The 18994-nt window shown below is 48.4% G+C and carries 14 protein-coding genes and 1 pseudogene; 11 read left to right on the top strand and 4 right to left on the bottom strand.

The window, feature by feature from the left end; translation table 11 throughout:
- Positions 1-59 precede the first annotated feature (59 nt).
- The 5 genes and pseudogenes from DXA55_RS06620 to DXA55_RS06600 all read left to right on the top strand — a co-directional run bounded on the left by DXA55_RS06620 (position 60) and on the right by DXA55_RS06600 (position 5546).
- Entirely contained in the window at positions 60-263 is a 204-nt protein-coding gene (locus DXA55_RS06620; RefSeq protein WP_055220935.1) for a hypothetical protein, read from the top strand.
- A 572-nt stretch (positions 264-835) separates the two neighbouring features.
- Positions 836-1396, top strand: coding sequence for a TetR/AcrR family transcriptional regulator (locus DXA55_RS06615; RefSeq protein WP_226906355.1), 561 nt, complete (start codon positions 836-838; stop codon positions 1394-1396).
- 25 nt (positions 1397-1421) lie between these two features.
- Positions 1422-2782 (top strand): annotated as a pseudogene (locus tag DXA55_RS06610) (alpha-amylase family glycosyl hydrolase).
- A gap of 14 nt (positions 2783-2796) precedes the next feature.
- Positions 2797-4767: a 1,4-alpha-glucan branching protein GlgB gene (glgB, locus tag DXA55_RS06605; RefSeq protein ID WP_117813425.1), complete on the top strand. Its 1971-nt coding sequence runs from the start codon at positions 2797-2799 to the stop codon at positions 4765-4767.
- Between the two features lie 113 nt (positions 4768-4880).
- Positions 4881-5546: an MBL fold metallo-hydrolase gene (locus DXA55_RS06600; protein ID WP_242998382.1), complete on the top strand. Its 666-nt coding sequence runs from the start codon at positions 4881-4883 to the stop codon at positions 5544-5546.
- A 22-nt stretch (positions 5547-5568) separates the two neighbouring features.
- On the opposite strand, the gene DXA55_RS06595 is transcribed toward DXA55_RS06600, so the two are convergent.
- Positions 5569-6030 (bottom strand): hypothetical protein, encoded by a 462-nt coding sequence (locus tag DXA55_RS06595; protein ID WP_117813422.1) that lies wholly within the window; start codon positions 6028-6030, stop codon positions 5569-5571.
- Between the two features lie 207 nt (positions 6031-6237).
- Here DXA55_RS06595 and DXA55_RS06590 point away from each other — a divergent pair, with 207 nt between their 5' ends.
- On the top strand, positions 6238-6750 hold the full coding sequence (locus tag DXA55_RS06590; protein ID WP_117813420.1) for a GNAT family N-acetyltransferase: 513 nt from the start codon (positions 6238-6240) through the stop codon (positions 6748-6750).
- Between the two features lie 143 nt (positions 6751-6893).
- Here the strand turns inward: DXA55_RS06590 and DXA55_RS06585 are convergent, their stop codons facing one another.
- From DXA55_RS06585 to nhaC, 3 genes are all read right to left on the bottom strand, one after another.
- Positions 6894-7733 (bottom strand): TraX family protein, encoded by an 840-nt coding sequence (locus DXA55_RS06585; protein WP_117813418.1) that lies wholly within the window; start codon positions 7731-7733, stop codon positions 6894-6896.
- 294 nt (positions 7734-8027) lie between these two features.
- Positions 8028-8903: an MBL fold metallo-hydrolase gene (locus DXA55_RS06580; RefSeq protein WP_117813454.1), complete on the bottom strand. Its 876-nt coding sequence runs from the start codon at positions 8901-8903 to the stop codon at positions 8028-8030.
- 73 nt (positions 8904-8976) lie between these two features.
- Positions 8977-10392: a Na+/H+ antiporter NhaC gene (gene nhaC / locus DXA55_RS06575; protein WP_117813417.1), complete on the bottom strand. Its 1416-nt coding sequence runs from the start codon at positions 10390-10392 to the stop codon at positions 8977-8979.
- 226 nt (positions 10393-10618) lie between these two features.
- Here nhaC and DXA55_RS06570 point away from each other — a divergent pair, with 226 nt between their 5' ends.
- From DXA55_RS06570 to DXA55_RS06550, 5 genes are all read left to right on the top strand, one after another.
- A complete protein-coding gene (locus DXA55_RS06570; RefSeq protein ID WP_055225755.1) occupies positions 10619-11806 on the top strand; it encodes a GTP-binding protein in 1188 nt (395 codons plus the stop codon).
- A 198-nt stretch (positions 11807-12004) separates the two neighbouring features.
- Positions 12005-12964 carry a TIGR03943 family putative permease subunit gene (locus DXA55_RS06565; RefSeq protein ID WP_055225753.1) on the top strand — a complete coding sequence of 320 codons (960 nt, stop codon included), beginning with the start codon at positions 12005-12007 and terminating at the stop codon, positions 12962-12964.
- An 83-nt stretch (positions 12965-13047) separates the two neighbouring features.
- Positions 13048-13632 (top strand): aminoacyl-tRNA hydrolase, encoded by a 585-nt coding sequence (pth, locus tag DXA55_RS06560; RefSeq protein ID WP_055220923.1) that lies wholly within the window; start codon positions 13048-13050, stop codon positions 13630-13632.
- Between the two features lie 5 nt (positions 13633-13637).
- Positions 13638-17159: a transcription-repair coupling factor gene (gene mfd / locus DXA55_RS06555; RefSeq protein ID WP_117813415.1), complete on the top strand. Its 3522-nt coding sequence runs from the start codon at positions 13638-13640 to the stop codon at positions 17157-17159.
- Between the two features lie 187 nt (positions 17160-17346).
- Positions 17347-18756 carry a SurA N-terminal domain-containing protein gene (locus DXA55_RS06550; RefSeq protein ID WP_117801645.1) on the top strand — a complete coding sequence of 470 codons (1410 nt, stop codon included), beginning with the start codon at positions 17347-17349 and terminating at the stop codon, positions 18754-18756.
- The last annotated feature ends 238 nt before the right edge of the window (positions 18757-18994 follow it).

Here is an 18994-nt window from a genome sequence, read left to right as displayed (position 1 = left end):
TGCTGTTTCCATTATACGGCATCTGAAGGAAAACAGCAATTGGAGAACAAAAAGAGAAAATGCAAAAAAATGCAGAAGGAGGATTATCTGCATCGTACAATATTGGAGCAAGATATTTTATCCGTGAAATTTTAAAACCCTTACCGGCAACGGAAAGGTCTTTGCTGGAGGCAAAAGTTCCTGCAGTAAAGAGTAGAACCTCATGTGTTTATGCGGATTTGAGAGACTTAATTTCAGAAATGGAACTGCGAAAAGCAGCATAAACACAGGCAGATATACCGTGGACTACCTGTTATGTGGAGACCTGCCGTATCCGGCATGGAAGAAGCGCGTATCCGCGCAAGATCTAAGAAACAGGCGTATCCGCCGATATTTTGTCTGCCGCCTAAAGCGGTCTGAAGCACGTGACTTTAGTCATGTGAGGTTCAGTTCGTATAAAAACAGTATCAGAAAATAAGAAAAGAACCGACAGAGAAATCTGAGAACTAAACTAAAGATTTCCCCGCCGGTTCTTTTTCTATGCATCTATTTTCATCCATTATATATTTCGCATTGACTTTTTATATACCGATTGGTATAATGATAACAGAAACACACATAAGAAACCTGCAAAATCCAATAAAATTCGTCAAAATTGCCAAAAACTCACGCAATTCGACCATCACACACAAAAGCAGACTTCTTAAATACAAAATCAACAAAAGCATTTTAAACCAAAACAAATGCCAACTCACACGTAACAAACAACCACCCAAACACACCGCGGCCAGGCGAACTCCAGAGAGCGTCCCTTCCGCAACAAAGAGGATTCAAAATGGACAATCGTCAGCTAATCATGAACTCAGCTCTGACCCTCTTCTACGAAAGCGGGTACGACGCCGTCGGTGTTCAGCAGATCGTAGACTCCGCCGGAGTATCCAAACCAACCCTGTACTATTACTTCGGCAGCAAACAAGGCCTCCTCGAAGCCCTGCTAAACGAGCACTTTCAGCCTATGGAACAAAAACTCATCGAAGCCTCCGAAACCGGGAAAAACATCCCCGAAAAACTGTACCGCATCGCGCGTGCCTTCTTCAACGGAGCCTCCGAAGACCCGAAATTCCATATGCTGATGATGGCACTGTTCTATTCCGGAAGAAAAAGCGAAGGCTTCCGCACCGTATACCCCATGATTGACCGGTTCTATCACCTGTGCGTCGACGTCTTCGACAACGCCAGCGCCGAACTCGGCAACATGAACGGCCGTCAGGAACAATTCGCCGTAGGCTTCTCCGGAATCCTGATGCACTACCTGATGATGACAGCAGGAGATCAATCCGATCTTTCCAACCTCGTCGTCCGGGACGAAGAAGTCTACCGTCTGGTACACCAGTTCATGTATGGAATTTACTCATAACCCAAAAACAAGGAGGACAAACAAAATGGCACCATGGTATGAAGAGGCAGAATTTTATCACATCTATCCGATCGGACTGACCGGCGCGCGAGAAAAAATGAATCGGAAGAAACCGTACACCGCTTTTCCACACTGGAACAGTGGCTTCCGCACATCGCAGATCTCGGTTGTACCGCAATCTATATCGGCCCCTTGTTTGAATCAACCACACATGGATACGACACAAAAGATTACAAACAGGTAGACCGCCGCTTAGGCGACAACGCGGACTTTGCCGCATACGTAAAAAAAGCCCACGAACTCGGCATCAAAGTCGTCGTAGACGGTGTCTTCAACCACACCGGCCGCGAATTCTTTGCCTTCCGCGACATTCAGGAAAAAAGAGAACAGTCCCCGTACTGCGGATGGTACAAAGGAATCTGGTTCGGCGGAAACACCTGCTATAACGACGGATTCTCCTACGAAGCATGGAGAAACTGCTTCGAACTCGTCAACCTGAATCTCCAGAACCAGCAGGTCCGCGACTATCTCCTTGATGTCATCGACTTCTGGATCGACGAATTCGACATCGACGGCATCCGTCTCGACTGCGCCGACTGCCTGGATTTCGGCTTCATGGAGCAGATGCGCGCACGCACATCCGCCAAAAAACAGGACTTCTGGCTGATGGGCGAAGTCATCCACGGCGACTATGCGCGCTACATCGGAGACGGCCAGCATCTGCTGCACAGTGTCACAAACTACGAGCTTCACAAAGGACTTTATTCGGGACATAACGATCATAACTACTTCGAAATTGCACATACGATCCGCCGCGAATTTGACGAAAACGGCGGCATTTACAAAGGAAAGAAACTGTACAGCTTCGTTGACAATCACGACGTAGACCGTCTGGCCAGCAAGCTGAACGTAAAAGAAAACATGATTCCAATTTATGCGCTGCTGTACTTCCTGCCGGGCATCCCGTCCATCTATTACGGATCGGAATTCGGCATCGAGGGAAGAAAAGAAGGCGGAAACGACGATCCGCTGCGTCCGGCGCTGAATCTGGAAGAACTGGAGAAAAATCCGCCGGCAGAAAAACTTCCGGCATGGATCAAAACATTATCAGACGTCAGAAAAAAACATCCTGCAGCACGAACGGGAAGATACCGCGAACTCATGCTGACCAACCGCCAGTATGCCTTTGCACGCCTGGATGAGACAGACGCTCTGATCACAGCAGTAAATAATGATGAAAACCAGAGTGCGGGAGTCTGGATTCCTGCATCTTGCGACGGAACATGGAAAAACGCGGTAACCGGAGAAGCCATTTCTCCGGAAAATGGAAAACTTTTTGTTGAAGTACCTCCGTGCGGCTGTGTTCTGATTGAAAAAGAAGCATAAAGGGGATTTTTTCTATGAAGGAAACTGCGAAAACAACGGCAAAAACAACAGCAAAAACCAGAAAAGCGCCAAAAAAACCGGCGGGCTATCAGCCAAGATTTTCTGAACTGGATCAGTACTTATTTGGACAGGCAACCCATTACGATATTTTCCGGAAAATGGGTGCGCACCTGGACAAAAAAGACGGCAAAGTAGGAGCCTGGTTCACCGTATGGGCTCCGCATGCGGCGGAAGTATCTGTCATCGGCGAATTCAACGGCTGGGATGCCCATGCCAATGTGATGCGGAAAGTCGGCGAGGACGGCGTTTATGAAGTATTCATTCCGGGCGTGACCGAGGGAATGATGTATAAATATTACATCCGCACACCGGACGGAAGAGAACTGTACAAAGCAGATCCATACGCATTTGCATCCGAAAAACGGCCGGGTACCGCGTCAAAAGTAGCGGAAATCGAAGGCTACCGCTGGGGTGACAGCGAATGGCTGACGAACCGCAAAAAATTTGACGTTCAGAAATCCGCGCTCTCCATCTACGAAGTGCACCCGGGCTCCTGGATGAAACATCCGTGGTCCGAATCCAACCCGGACGGATTTTACAATTACGTTCAGTTCGCACATTCGCTTGCCGATTACGTAAAAAAAATGGGCTATACCCACGTAGAGCTGATGGGAATTGCAGAGCATCCGTTTGACGGTTCCTGGGGCTATCAGGTAACGGGCTATTACGCACCGACCTCCCGCTACGGAACACCGAAAGAGTTTAAATATCTTGTTGATTATCTGCATAAAAATAAAATCGGTGTTATTCTGGACTGGGTACCGGCACACTTCCCGAAAGATGCGCACGGCCTTGCTGATTTTGATGGCCAGCCGCTGTATGAGTACGCCGACCCGAGAAAGGGCGAGCACCCGGAGTGGGGAACGAAGATCTTTGATTACGGAAAAAATGAAGTGAAAAACTTTATGCTGGCAAATGCGCTTTATTGGGTAGAAGAGTACCACGTAGACGGTCTCCGTGTCGATGCTGTTGCTTCGATGCTGTATCTCGACTACGGAAAAGAGCCGGGCCAGTGGGTGCCGAACAAGAACGGCGGAAATGAAAATCTCGAAGCCGTCGAGTTCTTCAAACACCTGAATACCCTGGTGCGCGGACGAAACAAAGGTGTCATCATGATTGCCGAGGAGTCCACAACGTGGCCGAAGGTAACGGGAAGCGTAGAGGACGGCGGCCTGCATTTCTCCTACAAATGGAACATGGGATGGATGCATGACTTCCTCGATTACATGAAGCTCGATCCATACTTCCGCAAATACAACCATAACAAGATGACCTTCGGCATGACCTATGCATTTTCCGAGAACTACATTCTGGTGCTCTCGCACGATGAGGTTGTCCACTTGAAATGCTCGATGATCAATAAAATGCCGGGCGATCTGAAGGAAAAATTCCAGAACCTGATGGTAGGCTATGCTTTCATGTTCGGGCACCCGGGCAAAAAACTTCTGTTCATGGGACAGGATTTCGGACAGCTCCGCGAGTGGAGCGAGGAACGCGAGATCGACTGGTTCCTGCTGGCAGATGAGGGGCATCAGCATCTGCAGACCTTCTTTAGTGACCTGCTGAAAATGTACCGCAAGTACCCGGCACTCTACGCGAACGACTGCGGCTACGAAGGCTTCCAGTGGATCAATGCCAACGACGGCGACCGCAGCATTTACAGCTTCGTCCGCTGGTCACCGACAGGCAAGAACAATCTGCTGTTTGTCTGCAACTTCACACCAGTCGAGAGACCGGACTACATGTGCGGCGTACCGCGCAAAAAACAGTACCGCCTGGTACTCGACAGCTCCGACGTCAAATACGGCGGCCCGACCGAAAAACGCCAGGTAGCCTACCGTGCCAAAGAGGGAGAATGCGATGGCCAGCCATATCGGATTGCATATGCACTTCCGGCGTATGGTGTGGCGGTGTTCAGCTTCTAAAATAAGATAGCTACTAATTTTCATTAATATCATGACCGGCAGAGAATGAAAGAGATTTCATAAATCTGTCGGTCATTGTGTTTTGCGTTCGAAGGAAAAGAGGTGCTGATTGAATGAAGAACGAAAGAAAAGAGCCGATACAGATTCCGCACATCCAGACAATCAACGATCACATTTCCTATCTTACACCGACAGAACATCCACTTTCGGCAAATGTTGTGATCATCGAGGGTGATGCATTTTTCTGGGTATATGACGTGGGAAATCATCCTGCGGTTTCAGAAATTCTGCAGGAAAAGTCAGAACAGACAGGAAAAAAAATTCGGGTGATTTTATCCCATTTTCATCCCGACCATATTGGGAATCTGTCGGAGATTTCGTGCGAAGCGGTTTACCAGGGGAAAAATACGTTTCGTTATACAAAAACAGGAACTGTGATAGAAGAAGATACGTGGTTTCAGGACGGTGACGTGCGGTTACATTTATTTCCGATTCCATCGAGTCATGCCAAAGGATCGCTTGCATTGGAAGTGGATGAGACGTGGTGCTTTCTCGGGGATGCGGCATATGCGACGCAGAAAAACGGACAGACCATTTATAATGCCGAGCGCCTGCTGGCAGAAATCCGAGTTCTGAAAAACGTGCGTGCGCCGTATTTTCTCCTGAGCCACAGTGAACCGTTTCAGCAGAACAAAGAGGATGTGCTGGAATGGATGGAAGCGATTTATGAGAAACGGAAACGAGATGAATCATATATAAAAACACCCCAGCGCGTATGACAGGGAGTCCTTCGAGGCTGAATCAGGTATGCCACTTCGGCAATTCACTTTCTTTCACTGGAACTGATTCAAGATCCATATTTGACCAATATGAGCCGATATCTGAACTTGTGAAGTATTCAAAATTGCCCGTGGAAGATTTCAGCTTTCCGTTCTTGACTCCATTGCAGACATAAACCAGTTCGTAGTTTGTCCCATCCGAAAGGTTAAATCGAAAACTGGTCACATCTGCTCCTGTGATTTCCTCGACTTGTTTGTCTGTCAATGATAAGTTTTCAAACATATGATACAAGTCTGTTATATCAGTTTTTGCAACGACTATTTTCTTTTCTGCTGATACCGGTGCTCCCGCATAGTGGTACATTTCGATATTTTCAACATCTCCAACTTCAAAAGGAAAGTCGATATGGACCGTTTCTTTGCTACAGCCGACCAGTACCATCATTAAAATCAGAAAGGATATCAAATTTGTCGCTTTTTTCATATCATTGCACTCCTCGTCATGTTTTTGACAGGTCAAGAGTTCAAAAATCCTCTTGCAAGCGAGCTTGCATTAGCTTTTTGAGCCTGGTATCATGATGATTTGAGTATATCATAGTTTAACCGAATCAAACAAGTCCCCTGCTTCCATTGCGAAAAGTAATAAGCAGTGGGTGGGGACTTGCTTGATTCGGTTAAAAAAACAAGGGGAATGAAAAAAATGAATGAAACGATAGCATTACAGAAATATGAAAACGAAGCACAACTTGCAAAAGAGCTGATTCGAGGCTTTTGGCTGGCTCATGGTGATTATGTTATAACCGACGAAGAGGCCGCGGAGAATCTTGCTGCCTGGACAGACAAAGGGCATGTGTTTTATTTTATCTTAAAAGAAGAGATCCCCATTGGATTTGTGCATCTCGGAAGCCGCGGGGCGGAAGTTGACTGGATCGAAGATCTTTTCGTACTTCCGGAATACCAGGGAAACGGATACGGAAGTCATGCGATTGCGCTGGTCGAAGCCGAGATAAAAAAGTATTCTGAATCTGTCTATCTTGAGGTAGCTGCACGAAATTTTGGAGCGATGAAACTCTATCATAGATTGGGATATCATTGCCTGAACACTGTGACGTTACGCAAAGATTTTCAACCGGAGAATTTTGAAGTGATTCGCAGCGAAGAGCTTTTGGGGTATCCGTTGGAAGTTAAGAAGTATATTAAGTAGAATCTCACGCCGATTTGCGCAGCAAATCCAGACCTCCCCACCGCCCGCCTCAATGTCAGCCCGGAAGTGCGTCTGTGTCGTCTGGGACTGTGCCCCAGGGCACAGTCCAAGGCGGCGCAGGTGCACTTCCGGGTGTCCGTTTTTTAAACAACCGCAACCCCCGCCATCCCCAGTACCGCCGCAATCGCAAACAGCACCAGCAGATGCACCGGATAAAACGCATAAAACGGATACTTCAGATTCAATCCTCGTTTTCCGTTATAAAAATGCACCGGGATCATCGCCAGAAAACAGGTGATTTCATTCAGGCTCAGCAGCGTAAGTACGGCGCAGCCAATTCCAATACAATACATCTTATTGTTACGCAGGTTATACATCAGAACAATCGTCAGAATTCCCATCGCACTGTAATCGGTTTTCAGCAGTGTAGCAACAGTGCATGCCGCTACGATCACCAGCAGTTTTCCAATGGAAACTTTCCAGTTGGCTCCCCGCCAGTTTGTACCGTCCTGATGCGTTTTTTCATCAATCTTCTGCAGGAAAATCATCATCACAAGGCCGATAAACAGAGTGAAAAATACATTCTGATAATTCAGATAAAACGGTTTTCCCGCAAATGCAAGGTCAAACGGAACTTCTGAAACCAGTGCGAAAATACCAAGATTCAGAGCATACTTTTTCACATCATGTGTATGTAGAAATCCCTCAATTAACAGAAAACAGAAAATTGGAAAACTGATTCGTCCGATGGCACGCATAATCATGTCTGCGTAATAAATCACAGCTGTGTTTCCTGTAGAGAGAAATGATGCGCCTCCGTCCGAAGCGTTCACCGCATTCAGAAGACCGCGGGAAATCAGGATTCGGTCGAAAAGTACAGCTGCAGTGTGGTCGATCAGCATACAGACCATCGCAATGATTTTCAAGGTACTGCCGGGAATTTTACCGGCGCTTTTTACGGGTTTCGCAGTAGTAGCTGCCATATAAAACATCCTTTCTGGAACGCAAACGAAAGGCAGACTGTGCAAGCCGTCTGCGGATCAGGTTCCTGTAACGACAAACAGCAGAAAATCCTGCTGTTTTGCCAGAGTTGTAATACTATGATTATACGTTCTGAGGAGGTTAATGTCAAAGAAAAAACAGTTCTGAAATAACGCAGAGTATGGCAGAATCTGCCAGTCGGGTAAATGAAAATAGAAAGCGTCTCCGGGCTCATCCCAAAACGAACGGGGCAGCGTACCAATTCGTAAACCAGAATTGGTACGCTGCCCCGTATTTTAAAATACATCCAGGTCTTTTCCGTTCACGACATATCCGTCATACCCTGCATCCCGGATTTCATCCAGTATCGCAGTATCGCGCCATGCCATCTCGGCGGCAAGGTTTTTGTGGTTATCCTGTACATTCATATGGTAAATCCGGTGATACGTAACGAGCAGTTTCGGATTTGCCTTTTTTGCAACACCGGCAAGATCCGTGCTTAACGTATGCACTTCCCGGTGGTATTTCTGCCATTTTGGTTCGCGGCAGGAGATTCCGGCGGCGTATTCCACTTCGTGCAGCAGGATATCACAGCCTTTCGCTTTTTCTGCCACGAGATCCAGCGGAGCGGTATCGCCGGTGATGACGATCGTGCGGTCCGGTGTGGTGAATTTATAGCCGTAGCATTCCAGTGTTCCGTGGCTGACCGGAAAAGCCTCCACCGTAACCAGGTCATCCCGGTAGATAATGCCGGATTCAATTTCTGTTACCTCAACGCGGTAGCCGGATTCGTTTGCTTTTTCGAAACCGTGAATTCGGAAATCAATGTCGGTTTCATAGGCCTGTAAGATATGATCGGTCATGTGCTGTAAGCCCTTTGGCCCGAAAACTTTCAATGGAACCGGGCGCTCCAGCACCCACGGAGTAAAAATCAGATCCGGGTATCCTGCGGTATGGTCTGTGTGAAGGTGCGTACAGAAGGCAACGGTCAGAAGATCCGGCCGCAGGGCATCTACGCCGTTAAAATAGGCGGCTGAGGCCTGGCGGACAACGCCAGGGCCAAAATCTACCAGATAAGCACGGTCACCGACCACGACAGCGGAGGAAGGTCCGTTGGCATTCGGACACGCATTTGGTGTGCCGGTTCCGAGAAGAACAAGTTTTGTCTGCATTCTTTCTCTTTTCCTTTTCTTTTTTTGTTTCTGTTTCTGTTTATGATTTTCTGTTACGATTTCTGCTTTTGCCTTATTTCTCTTCTTTTGATTCATTGTTTTGGGTTTCCGGAAGATGCTTAATGGAAATTCCGGTAAATCCATAGAAAATACTGAAAACCGGGGTCAGGTAAAGCAGGAATAAGTACGGGAAAAATGCCGACCATGCAACACCAAGTGTGCCGGCCATGTATACGCCGTAGCCATGCCATGGAATCATAGGACCAGCCATAGTTCCGGAGTCTTCGAGGCAGCGGGAAAGAATTTCCGGTGCAACCTTGCGCTCTTGAAAGACAGGTGCCATCAGACGGCCGGTCAGAACGTGTGCCATCGGCTGGGAGCAGCTGATGAGGCTGGTCACGTAACCGACAATCATCGTTGCCAGGATCATACTTCCATCGCTGTTGATTCTCTTTACAATCGCCTGAAGAATGTGATCCAGTACACCGAGTTTTTCCAGCATGCCGCCCATGCCGACAGCAAAGCAGATAATGGCTACGTACTGGAGCATGCTTCCCATGCCGCCGCGGTTTAAGATGGATTGTAATACCGGTTCTTCGATTGTGGTTGTGTAACCGTTGTAAGCTGTGCGGATGATGCCCTGCAGAGTATCGTGCTGCACAAAATAGGAAACAAATCCGGCAGCGAAGCTGGAAAGACCAAGTGCAGAGATCGCATTTACTTTGCAGAGGAGCAATACAATAATCAGGATGGCAGGGATCATGGTAATCCATCCGAGCTGGAATTCACCGTTTAAAGCATCGATGTAAACGGTAATGCTTCCCTCGGTATAGCTTCCGCTGGTCTGCTGGAAACCGAGAATAGTAAAAAGAATTAAGGTAATTACATACGTTGGAAGGGTGGTCCAGAGCATCGAGCGGATATGATCGCCAAGTTTGGCATCTGCAACGGCCGGAGCAAGGTTTGTGGTATCGGAAAGAGGACTTAATTTGTCACCGAACATGGCACCGCAGATGACAGCACCGGCTACCATGCCAGGATGGATACCCATGGCGTTTCCGATCGCCATCATGGCAACACCTGCGCTTCCGACGGAACCATAGGAAGTACCGGTTACAATACTCAAAATGGAGCAGAACAGCAGCGTCAGAGGCAGCAGCCAGGACGGGTTAATCATTTTTAAGCCCCAGGAAATGATGGTGGCAATGGTGCCACTCTGCAGCCAGGTGCCGATCATGACACCGATGGCCATCAGAAGGCAGAGCGTCGGGACGACCATACGGATGGCATCGTATGCGCCGGCAACAATGTTGGCGTAAGAAATACCGAAAATCTTACAAAACAGATAGATAAAAATCCAGCTTGCAAACAGGCCGATCATAGGACCGCCGGTTTTCAGGCGGATACAGACTGCGACGGATACGATGATCAGCAGCAGCAAAAGCAGTGACTGTGGCAGATTGAGTTTTTTTTCTTTCGTTCCACTCATAAAAAAATCCCCCATTCATAGGTAAAATGATTTGCCCATTCAACGCGTTAAAGTAGAAAAGACATGTAATATATTATAATGGTGAAATGCAGAAAAAGCAAGGGAAATTCTCTTGATTTTTTGTTCTATGGTTGCTATAATAAGCGTGAGTGTGGGGCGGAGGATAAACTTCGGCCCTTTTGCAGCTAACTATAAACGGAATCAACAAGATAAAGAGGTTAAATCAATGACAAGAATAGACATTATTTCAGGTTTCCTGGGCGCAGGAAAAACAACCCTGATCAAAAAACTCCTCGGAGACGCACTGAAAGGCCAGCAGGTTGTCCTGATCGAGAACGAATTCGGTGAAATCGGAATCGACGGAGGCTTCTTAAAAGATGCCGGTATCGAAATCCGTGAAATGAACTCCGGCTGCATCTGCTGCTCTCTTGTGGGAGACTTCGGCGCAGCATTAAAAGATGTTATCACCAAATATCACCCGGACCGCATCATCATCGAGCCGTCCGGCGTAGGTAAACTCTCCGACGTCATCAAGGCTGTAGACGGTGTAGAAAAAGAAGCAGGCGTAGCCCTGAATTCCGCAACAACCGTAGTCGACGTTATGAAATGCAAAATGTATCTCAGAAACTTCGGCGAATTCTTCGAGAATCAGGTAAAGAGCGCAGGAACCATCATCCTGAGCCGTACCGATAAAGCCGATACGGAAAAAGTAGAGGCAGCAGTAAAGATGCTCCGCGAACTGAATCCGGAAGCACACATTATTACCACACCGGTTGAAGTACTGGGTGGTAAGAAAGTACTCGATACGATGGAAGGTGCCATCATCAACCTTGCGCAGGTAGAAGAGGAAGAGCATCATCACCATCATCATGACCACGACGAGTGCTGCTGCGGCCATGACCACGATGAGGAGCATGAGCACCATCATCACGATCATGATGAGGACGAACATGAACATCATCACCACGACCATGACGGCGAGTGCTGCTGCGGCCACGATCACGACGAGGAGCATGAGCATCATCACCACGACCATGATGACGAGTGCTGTTGCGGCCATGATCACGACCATGAGCATCATCATCACCACGATGACGAGTGCGGCTGCGGTCATGATCATCATCACCATCATCACGCAGACGAAGTTTTCACAAGCTGGGGTCAGGAGACTGTGAAGACCTTCACCAAAGAGCAGATTGAAGGCATCTTAAAGAAACTTTCCGAGGATACCGCTTATGGTATGGTTCTTCGGGCCAAAGGTATGGTAGCAGGCGCCGATGGACAGTGGATCTATTTCGATATGGTTCCGGAAGAGTACGAAGTACGTGACGGAGCACCGGAATTCACCGGAAGAATCTGTGTCATCGGTTCCAAATTAGCAGAAGATAAGCTGGCAGAGCTGTTCGGACTGTAAAAATACAAAGTAGCTGCGAAAATTACGGTCCGCAGGGTACCTGTGAACTGTAGTGAAGCTGCCGCATCAGAAACAAAATCCGATGTGGCAGCTTTTTTCTTGATTTAGAGACAAAGCAAAAGGCACGTCCGGAATCTCAGCCGCAAAAGCAAGTGCAGAAAGATTCCGGGAGTACGTCAAAGACAACGGAGGTACAAAATGTACGAAGAAGACGAAGTAGAAATTCCGATTTATCTCATAACAGGATTTCTGGAGAGTGGAAAAACCTCTTTTATCAATTTTACCGTAGCACAGGACTATTTCCAGATCGACGGACCGACCCTTCTGATCACAACCGAAGAAGGTGAAGTAGAGTACGACGAAAAAGAACTGCTCAAACACAACACCGTCCTGGAAATCGTAGAAGGACCAGAGCAGTTTACCCTGGATTACCTGAAAAAACTGAACCGCAAATACCGCCCGGAACGTATTATTCTGGAATACAATCCGCTCTGGAGTGTAAAAAAACTGGAAGAAATGGAGCTGCCGCGCGGCTGGGGCATTGTACAGGAGATTGTGACGGTCGATGCAAGCTGCTTCCAGATTTATATGCAGAATATGAAATCTGTTTTCATGGAGATGGCAAAAAATGCGGATATGGTTATGTTCAACCGCTGTCGTCCGGAAGATCCACTTCCGGCATTCCGCCGCAGCATCAAAGTAGTCAATCAGGCATGCGACGTTCTGTTTGAGAATGAAGAAGGCGAAATTGACAACATTTTTGAGGATCAGATGCCGTTTGATACCGATGCCGATGTGATCGAGATCGACGATGCCGATTACGGAATCTGGTATGTCGATATGGGCGACAACCCGGAGCGTTACGAGGGCAAGACTGTTCATTTCCGCGGTATGGTATTAAAGAGCAAGGATGTCGGAGCCGATTTCTTTGTTCCGGGTCGTATGGCAATGACCTGCTGTGCAGATGATACTTCTTTTATCGGCTATGTCTGCAAATGCGCAAGCGCCAAATCTCTCGTAATGGGTTCCTGGGTTGACGTGACTGCAACGGTAAAATGGGGCTATATGAAGGTTTACGATGGCGAAGGCCCGGTTCTGTATGCAAAAGAAATCAAACCGGCCAAGAAACCGGAGAGCGAACTGGTATATTTTAACTAAAGAAAAGGAACAATCATACATCAGACAACAGAGGGCAGGGAAAGTTTTTTCTGCTCTCTGTTGTCTGCATTGCAGGAGGAAGTATGTTTATTATAGTAGGTTTGGGAAATCCGACGCGCCAGTATGAGGGCACGAAGCACAACGTCGGATTCGACACCATCGATTACCTGATCGACGAATATCAGATCCCGTCTTCCGGTGCAGGCCACAAGGCACTGTTCGGAAAGGGCATGATCGCAGGCCAGAAAGTCATTGTCGCAAAGCCGATGACATATATGAACCTGAGCGGCGAGTCCGTTCGGGAGCTGGTGAACTATTACAAAGTGGATCCGGAGAGCGAGCTGATCGTGGTTTACGATGATATCAGCCTGGCGCCGGGACAGATCCGTATCCGCAAAAAAGGAAGCGCGGGCGGCCACAATGGCATCAAAAACATCATCGCCAATCTTGGCACCGACCATTTTATGCGTGTGAAGGTCGGCGTCGGTGAGAAACCGAAAAACTGGGATCTGGCGGACTACGTGTTAAGTCCGTTTACGAAAGACGAACGTCCCCTTGTAAATCTGGCGATCGAGCATGCGGCAAAAGCAATTGAGCAGATGCTGAACGGGGATGTGGACGCAGCTATGAATGAGTATAACCGCAAATCTGCAAACCCGGCAGAGTAAGGAAAATGAAAGCGTTATTAGAACCGATCAAAGAAATTGCCCGTTTTGACGAGCTGTTCCGTGATCTGAAAAAAGGAACCGCAGGTGTGACGGTGATCTCGGGCTGTCTGGAAAGCCAGAAAGCCCACATGATTGCAGGTCTCTCCGAGGATGCCCCGGTGCGGCTTCTGATCGCGGAAAATGAATTAAAAGCAAAAGAATTATATGAGGATTACCGGCTGTACGATGCGGAGACGCTGTATTATCCGGCGAAGGACCTGATTTTCTATCAGGCAGACATTCACGGAAATCTACTGATCCGGCAGCGGCTTCAGGTGATCCAGGCACTTCTTGAGCGGAAGGAAGTTACCATCATCACCAGTGTAGGGGGATGTATGGACTTTCTTCTGCCTCTTGGCGTGTTCGAAAAACATTGCATCCATCTGCGCAATGACAGCGAACTCGATCTGGATAAAATAAGAAAAGAGCTGGTGCAGCTCGGCTATGAGAGTACCTTTCAGGTGGAGTCGACCGGCGAGTTTTCCGTCCGCGGCGGCATTCTCGATATTTATCCGCTGACGGAACAGAACCCGATCCGGATTGAGCTCTGGGGCGATGAGATAGATTCCATCCGAAGCTTCGATGCGGAGAGCCAGCGGTCGATTGAAAACCTCGAGGAAATCATAATCTATCCGGCATCGGAGCTGATTTTAACAGAGGATACGATTGCGCGCGGCGTAAAAGCTATAAAAAAAGAGGCGAAAGCGCAAAGCACAAAATTCCGCGACAAAATGATGACAGAGGAAGCGGCAAGGATCCGCCGTGCAGCAGAGGAAATCTGCGACCGGATCGGAGAAGGCGAAATTCTGCAGGGAGCGGAGCAGTATCTTCATTATTTTTATCCGGAGACCGTCTCGTTTCTTGAGTATCTGCCGGAGAACAGCCGCATTTTCCTCGATGAGCCGAACCGCATCATCGAGTGTGCCGATGCGCTGGAAGCAGAATTTCAGGAGAGCGTGAGCCACCGTCTTGAAAAGGGATACCTCCTGCCGGGACAGGCGAAGCTGATGTGCAGTACGGCGGAGCTTGTGGCAAAACTGAACCGCCGCGGCTGTGTTGCCGTATCGCTGATGGAGCCGCAGAAGGGCGAGTGGAACATCCGCGATGAGTTCAGTGTGACGGTGAAATCGGTCAATTCGTATAACAATCAGTTCCCGCTTCTGGTAAAAGATCTGAAATCCTGGAAAAAAGCGGGTTACCGTATTGTACTGGCGAGTCCGTCGCGGACGAGGGCGCAGCATCTGGCAGAGGACCTGCAGAATGAGGAGATTCCGGCCTTCTACAGCGAGAATGAGGAGCGTGTTCTGAAACCGGGCGAGGTCATGCTGATCCACGGCGCGGCCCGCAGAGGCTTTGAATATCCGATGCAGAAATTTGTGCTGATCACAGAGACGGATATTTTTGGAAAAGAGAAGAAGAAAAACCGGAAGAAATCGGAGTATTCCGGTCAGAAAATCCAGAATTTTGCAGATCTATCGATCGGTGACTATGTCGTGCATGAGAGCCACGGTCTTGGTATTTACCGCGGTATCGAAAAAATTGAGATGGACCGCGTAACGCGTGATTACATGAAAATCGAGTATGCGGGCGGATCGAACCTCTATGTGCTGGCCACCCAGCTCGATACGCTGCAGAAGTATGCGTCCGGCGAAGCTGCAAAGGTGCCGAAGCTGAATAAAATCGGCGGTCAGGAATGGAATAAGACGAAAACACGGGTTCGCCATGCGGTAAAAAATATCGCACAGGATCTCGTGAAGCTGTATGCCGAGCGGCAGGCGTCATCCGGCTATCAGTTCGGAAAGGATACGATCTGGCAGAAGGAATTTGAGGAACTGTTTCCGTTTGAGGAGACGGACGATCAGCTTGCGGCGATCGAGGCGACAAAGGCGGACATGGAGAGCAAAAAGATCATGGACCGCCTGATCTGCGGCGATGTCGGATACGGCAAAACCGAGGTTGCAATCCGTGCAGCGTTCAAGGCAGTACAGGAGAGCAAACAGGTCGTCTACCTCGTTCCGACCACCATTCTGGCACAGCAGCATTACAATACGTTCGTTGAGCGCATGAAGGACTTTCCGGTGCGCGTTGATCTTCTGTGCCGGTTCCGCACGCCGGCAGAGCAGAAAAAAACGCTGGAGGATCTGAAAAAAGGACTCGTGGATATTGTCATCGGAACACACCGCGTTCTGTCGAAGGACGTAAAGTTCAAAGATCTTGGCCTTCTGATTGTCGATGAGGAGCAGCGGTTCGGCGTGACGCATAAAGAAAAAATCAAACAGCTGCAAAAAAATGTGGATGTTCTGACACTGACGGCGACGCCGATTCCACGTACCATGCACATGAGCCTGATCGGCATCCGGGATATGAGTGTGCTCGAGGAAGCACCGCAGGATCGACAGCCGATCCAGACCTTTGTCTGTGAATACAATGAAGAAATGGTTCGCGAGGCGATTAACCGTGAACTTGCGCGGGGCGGGCAGGTTTACTATGTCTATAACCGTGTCCAGTCGATTGCGGATATGGCGAACACGATCCAGAAGCTCGTGCCGGATGCAAATGTGGGCTTTGCGCACGGGCAGATGAAGGAGCGCGAGCTCGAGAAGATCATGTACGGATTTATCAACGGAGAGATCGATGTGCTCGTGTCAACAACGATCATTGAGACAGGACTCGATATTTCGAATGTCAATACCATGATTATCCATGATTCTGACCAGATGGGACTGTCACAGCTCTATCAGTCGCGCCGCGTCGGACGGTCGAACCGGACTTCCTACGCATTTCTGATGTACCGCAGAAACAAGATGTTGAAGGAAGTGGCGGAGAAGCGTCTCCATGCGATCCGTGAATTTACGGAGATGGGAAGCGGCTTTAAAATTGCAATGCGTGATCTTGAGATCCGAGGCGCCGGAAATCTGCTGGGCGCAGAGCAGTCGGGCCATATGGAATCGGTTGGATACGATCTCTATTGTAAAATGCTCGCAGAGGCTGTCCAGGAGGCGAAGGGCATCGCACCGGCAGAAGCGTTCGAGACAACGATTGATCTGAATGTCAGTGCCTATATTCCGGACAGCTACATCAGCAACGAGTCTCTGAAGCTTGACACCTATAAGCGAATTGCGGCGATTGAAAATAAGGAAGAGTATGAGGACATGACGGAGGAGCTGACCGACCGCTTCGGGGAACCGCCGAAAAATGTACAGAATCTTCTGGCTGTTGCAGAACTGAAAGCGCTGGCGCACTGTGCGTATGTGACGGAGCTGAAACAGATGGGCGATTCGGTACGAGTCACCTTACAGCAGCATGCAAAAATCGATGTGGCGCGGATTCCGGAGCTGCTGCAGAAATACCGAGACGAACTGAAATTCCAGATGGAGTCGCTGGCGTTTGTCTACACGCCGCGGCGGAGAAATTCAAAGGAAAAGATCGATCTGCTGGAGAAGAGCCATGCACTGGTGGAAGATCTGCTGCAGATCACACAGGAGTGAAATACTCGCATAACCACAAAATCGTGTGAAAAAGGCGTGAACAGGGAAGAAAAAAGTTGCCCTGTATCAACAAAAAGGGTATAATAGGAAAAGCGTTTATAAAAATCGATGCAGGACCGGAAATTCGAACGTGTAAAAAGAAAAACTCTTTTTGAGCATACATTTCGCCCTGCATGAGGAGGAAGTAATGAAAAATTTAAAAGCAAAAGCAGTCTGCGTTATGCTGAGTGCTTCGATGGCAGCGATGGGACTGACTGGCTGCGGTTCCGACAATGTGGACGGAACAAAAACGGCAATTACTGTAAATGACGAGTCGATTACACTCGGACAGGCAAATTTCATGCTGAGATATCAGCAGGCAACCATGTACAATTATTATTCCAAGATGTACTCGATGTACGGAATGCAGATGCCGTCTGAGATGTACGACAAGGAAGGCGACGATGGAAAGACTACCGGGGAAACGTTCAAGGAGCAGTCTCTTGATACGATCGAAAAAGAGCTTCTGATGCGGCAGCACGCAGAGGAATACGGAATTTCCCTGACAGACGAGGAAAAACAGCAGGCGAAAGAGGCTGCACAGGCATTCGCAGATAAGAACGGTGACGATGTGATGAAAAAGTTGCACGCAACCGTTGAGGACATCCAGGATGCACTGGAGCTGTATGTTATTCAAACCAAAATTTATGATCCGATCATCGCAGATGTAGATACCGAGGTATCCGATGAAGAGGCAAAGCAGACCTCCATCAGCTACATCACGGTATCCACAGCAGGAACCGAGAAGGATGACGATGGAAAAACGATTGATTTGACGGACGAGGAAAAAGCGGCAAAGAAAGAAATCGCACAGAGATTCCTGGATCTCTTAAAAGAGTCTGAGGATCCTGCAGCCGCATCGTTTACCGATCTGCGCAAGGAGCTGAACGATCAGTTAAATGCGGAGAATACCGCAGATTCCACCGATTCTGCCGACAGCTCCGATGAGAGCAGCTCTTCTTCCGATGCTTCCGACACAAGCGCATCCGACGCTTCAAGCGCGAGCACATCGAGCAGTTCCGCCAGCGATTCCTCCTCTGAGGTTTCTTATCTGACCTCTTCCGAGACATCCTTTGGAACCGGATCGGAGAAAGACGATGACGATACCTGTTCTCTTGGAGATAAAGTAGCGGAAGAAGCAGCAAAGCTGAAGGATGGCGAGTATTATGACGGTGTCATCGAAGGCGACGATGCATATTATGTGATCCGTGTAGATAAAGCATTCGACGAGGACAAAACCGAGTCCAGAAGACAGACCATCATTTCCAACCGCAAATCGGATAAGTACAACGATACACTGGATGGATGGGTAAAGGAGAGCGATATCAAGGTCGCATCCAACTGGAAAAAACTTGAAGTAACCGACGCAGATCTGTATACGATGACAGTTGACAGCGCTTCTACAGATTCCACAGATGGAACCACAACCGACAGCACAACAACGGACAGTACCGCAACGGACAGTACAACGTCTGACAGCACGACATCAGGCAGTACCGAAACGACATCGACAAGCAGCACAGGCACTGCTTCAACGTCTTCAAGCACTGCAGAATAAAAGCATACGATACAGGACAAACGGCAGCCGGATCCGGGAGAGGGGTCCGGCTGCTTCGCGATTTTTCTTCCATTTCGCATGGCTCTGAATCGTTACAAAAAAAGAAAATAATAGGGAATTTGTAGAGTAAATTGACAATAGTAAGAAGTTCATTTAAAATGAAATTACAACCAGAGTGTATCTCGCAAATTGCGGAAATAATTTTTCAGACACGCTCTAATGTTCAGGCGAAAACGAT

It is taken from the genome of Blautia sp. OF03-13 (genome assembly GCF_003460685.1).
GTDB classification, from domain to species: Bacteria; Bacillota; Clostridia; order Lachnospirales; family Lachnospiraceae; genus Fusicatenibacter; species Fusicatenibacter saccharivorans.
Note: the sequence above shows the minus strand (reverse complement) of the source record. Positions and strands in the feature narration are given on the sequence as shown.

What these genes read in the sequence shown, in the direction of transcription:
- DXA55_RS06620 (WP_055220935.1), top strand. Translation starts at nt 60, where the DNA reads ATGCAAAAAAATGCAGAAGGAGGATTATCTGCATCGTACAATATTGGA.
- DXA55_RS06615 (WP_226906355.1), top strand. Translation starts at nt 836, where the DNA reads ATGAACTCAGCTCTGACCCTCTTCTACGAAAGCGGGTACGACGCCGTC.
- glgB (WP_117813425.1), top strand. Translation starts at nt 2,797, where the DNA reads ATGAAGGAAACTGCGAAAACAACGGCAAAAACAACAGCAAAAACCAGA.
- DXA55_RS06600 (WP_242998382.1), top strand. Translation starts at nt 4,881, where the DNA reads ATGAAGAACGAAAGAAAAGAGCCGATACAGATTCCGCACATCCAGACA.
- DXA55_RS06595 (WP_117813422.1), bottom strand. Translation starts at nt 6,030, where the DNA reads ATGAAAAAAGCGACAAATTTGATATCCTTTCTGATTTTAATGATGGTA.
- DXA55_RS06590 (WP_117813420.1), top strand. Translation starts at nt 6,238, where the DNA reads ATGAAAAAAATGAATGAAACGATAGCATTACAGAAATATGAAAACGAA.
- DXA55_RS06585 (WP_117813418.1), bottom strand. Translation starts at nt 7,733, where the DNA reads ATGGCAGCTACTACTGCGAAACCCGTAAAAAGCGCCGGTAAAATTCCC.
- DXA55_RS06580 (WP_117813454.1), bottom strand. Translation starts at nt 8,903, where the DNA reads ATGCAGACAAAACTTGTTCTTCTCGGAACCGGCACACCAAATGCGTGT.
- nhaC (WP_117813417.1), bottom strand. Translation starts at nt 10,392, where the DNA reads ATGAGTGGAACGAAAGAAAAAAAACTCAATCTGCCACAGTCACTGCTT.
- DXA55_RS06570 (WP_055225755.1), top strand. Translation starts at nt 10,619, where the DNA reads ATGACAAGAATAGACATTATTTCAGGTTTCCTGGGCGCAGGAAAAACA.
- DXA55_RS06565 (WP_055225753.1), top strand. Translation starts at nt 12,005, where the DNA reads ATGTACGAAGAAGACGAAGTAGAAATTCCGATTTATCTCATAACAGGA.
- pth (WP_055220923.1), top strand. Translation starts at nt 13,048, where the DNA reads ATGTTTATTATAGTAGGTTTGGGAAATCCGACGCGCCAGTATGAGGGC.
- mfd (WP_117813415.1), top strand. Translation starts at nt 13,638, where the DNA reads ATGAAAGCGTTATTAGAACCGATCAAAGAAATTGCCCGTTTTGACGAG.
- DXA55_RS06550 (WP_117801645.1), top strand. Translation starts at nt 17,347, where the DNA reads ATGAAAAATTTAAAAGCAAAAGCAGTCTGCGTTATGCTGAGTGCTTCG.